The 3009-nt window shown below is 38.5% G+C and carries 2 protein-coding genes; both read right to left on the bottom strand.

The window, feature by feature from the left end; translation table 11 throughout:
* The coding region (locus Xmir_RS36155) for an ABC transporter substrate-binding protein (RefSeq protein ID WP_099115149.1) at positions 1-1250 on the bottom strand (1250 nt) is incomplete at its 3' end.
* Between the two features lie 107 nt (positions 1251-1357).
* Complete coding sequence (locus tag Xmir_RS36150; protein WP_099115151.1) at positions 1358-2992, bottom strand: ABC transporter substrate-binding protein; 1635 nt, start codon at positions 2990-2992, stop codon at positions 1358-1360.
* Between the last annotated feature and the right edge of the window lie 17 nt (positions 2993-3009).

The following is a 3009-nucleotide window of genomic DNA, read 5'->3' as shown; positions in this document are numbered from 1 at the left end:
TTTACACCAAGATTTTTTTTCCACATTGAGCTAACCGCAATGGCAATTTTTTTATGTCCTTCCTGCGTGTTATAAAGCAGATTAAAAGTAAGTGGGTTATTTTGATTAAACCCAGTATCACTCAGTAGCTCTTTAGCCTTGGCAATACGCTGCTCCTGAGTCCATGAAGCATAATCAGGTTGTTTAAAATTAAAGCCCCCTATATCTGGGGTGAGCATAGTATAAGCAGGTAATTGCCCCTGCCCCAAGATTTTATCAACAATAATATCTCTATCGATGGCTAAATTCAGCGCCTGCCTGACTCTGACATCATTAAATGGTGATTTTTTATTATTAAACTCATAAAAATATACTGTTGCTTTGGGAGAGAGTTTTACCTCATCAGGCAATGATTTTTTCAGTGATGGAAAAGATTCTGCTGCAATAGTAAAAGTAATATCGATTTCTCCCGCCAGATAACGGTTTAAATCCGATTTTTCTGAAGAAAGAGGAAGATAGGTTACTTTATTAATCACTGTATTTTTATCATCCCAATATTGGGTGTTTCTGACTCCGACTATTTTTTCATTAACAACCCACTCAGAAAGTTTATATGGCCCACTGCCGACAAATACTTCCGGTCTTGTCCATTTATCGCCATATTTTTTTACTGCCTTTTCACTTATCGGAAACATAGCGGGATGGGTCAGCATCTGTAGAAAATCTCCGACGGGTTTGTCCAGCCGCACTTCCAGCATCTCATCATTCAGCGCTTTTATCCCTAGCTCTTCTGTTTTTTTCTTACCGGTCAAAACCTCATTTGCATTCACTACAGACGCATTTTCAAGATAACTACCATAAGGAGAAACAGTATCAGGATCAATTAAACGCCGCCAACTGAATACAACGTCGTGAGCTGTAATAGGTGAACCATCTGACCATTTGATATCTTTTCTTAAATGAAAAACCCATGTTTTATTATCTTTGGTTTCCCAACTGGTTGCTAACCTTGGCTCAATCTTTCCCTGCCTATTAACCTGAATCAAACCATCAAAAAAATCACTGATAATATTGAATTCAACATTACTTGAAACTTTATGTGTATCCAATGAAGCTGGCTCTGAGCCATTATTGCGCACAATTTCCTGCTTAGCTGCCAACTTTGTTCCTTCAGGAATTACCGCAGCATGAGATAATGCAATATTGTTCAACATAAGTGCCATAGTACAAGTAAGTAATTTTATTTTTTTATTGTTGATTATTTTTGACATACTTTAGCTCTCCATAATTGTATTTAATCTTACTTATCCAACTCATGATTTAATTAACTTATCAATCGCTATAATCAGAGCCTGTTAATACAGGCTCTGATTTAAGGTTAGTGCTTAATAATATAGAGATCTTTTGTCGATATATAGTCCATTGGGCTAACGTAGAAACCACCGACATATGGTTTTACCATGCGGTTAATAACATAATAATAAACAGGAATTACAGGCATATCATTGTCGAAAATATCTATTGCCTTTTGATAATAATCAGTATCGTTGGTTTCACCTGCTTTAATGACCAACTGGTCGAAATCACTATTTTCATATAATGGTATGTTCTGGCTGCTTCCTGTCAGGAAAATTCCTAAGAAAGACATTGGGCTATTGTAGTCTGCCGTCCATGCGTATCTGACAATATCAAACTTATTCTGGTGCATATTATCCAACATCACTTTCCATTCCTGATTTTGTAAGCTGGCTTGAACACCCAGGTTCTGCTTCCACATTGCCGTCACAGCAATGGCAAGTTTTTTATGGGATTCTCTTGTGTTATAAAGCAAATTAAATTTGAGCGGATTTTTCTCGTTAAAACCGGCTTCGTTCAATAATTCTTTGGCTTTTTTAATCCGCTGTGCTTGTGTCCAGGAGGCATATTCTGGTGGGTTTAATGTGATCCCGCCGATATTAGGTGGAAGAATATTGTAAGCGGGAAGTTGTCCCATTCCCAATACTTTTTCAGCAATCACATCTCTATCTATGGCTAAACTTAATGCCTTCCTGACCCTGACATCATTAAATGGCGGTTTTTTAATATTGAAGGCGTAATAGTAAGTGCTGAGCATCGGATCAATATGAACTTGATCGTCTAATGTTTTCTTTAATGATGCAAAGGAATCCAATGGAATGGTAAAGGTAATATCAATTTCACCGGCAAGATAACGGTTTAAGTCCGACTTTTCTGATGTAAGGGCAAGATAAGTCACTTTATTGATTATTGTGTTTTTATTATCCCAATACTGGGGATTCCTGACACCGATGACATTTTCATTCACTTTCCATTCGGAGAGTTTGAACGCACCACTGCCCACAAAAGTATCGGGGTGCGTCCATTTATCGCCCTGTTTTTTAACCACTTTTTCACTAATCGGAACTAAAATCGGATGAGTCAGCATCTGCAAGAAATACGCCACGGGTTTATCGAGTTTTACTTCCAATGTGAGATCATCCAGTGCCTTAACACCAAGCTCTTCTGCTTTTTTCTTGCCTGATAATATATCGTCTGCATTAATAACGTGAGCAGTTCCAAGATAACTGCCATAGGGGGAAACCATTGTTGGATCAAGTAAACGCCGCCAGCTAAATACGACATCATGGGCGGTAATCGGTGAGCCGTCAGACCATTTAGCGCCTTTTCTGAGATGGAAGACCCAAGTTTTATTATCTTTTGTTTCCCAGCTTTCTGCCAATCTCGGTTCGATATTGCCTTTTCTATCGGTGTAGACCAAACCATCAAAAAAATCATGGATAATATTCAGCTCGACATTACTTTCTACTTTATGGACATCCAACGAAGCAGGGAAGGAGCCATTGTTACGCACAATTTCTTGTTTATCGGCCAATTGTGTTCCCGGCGGAACGATTGCGGCATGGGAGGGGGCAACGTTTGTTAAGAGTATTCCCATCGAACAGGTCAGGATTTGGGTGAACCTATTTTTGATTAGGCTCGCCATGATTTTTTTCATGTTTTTAATCTCCATTA

Source organism: Xenorhabdus miraniensis, assembly GCF_002632615.1.
This window is presented reverse-complemented; position numbering and strand designations above follow the sequence as displayed.

Excerpts from the sequence above, each read along its gene's own strand:
- Xmir_RS36150 (WP_099115151.1), bottom strand. The coding sequence starts at position 2,992 with ATGAAAAAAATCATGGCGAGCCTAATCAAAAATAGGTTCACCCAAATC.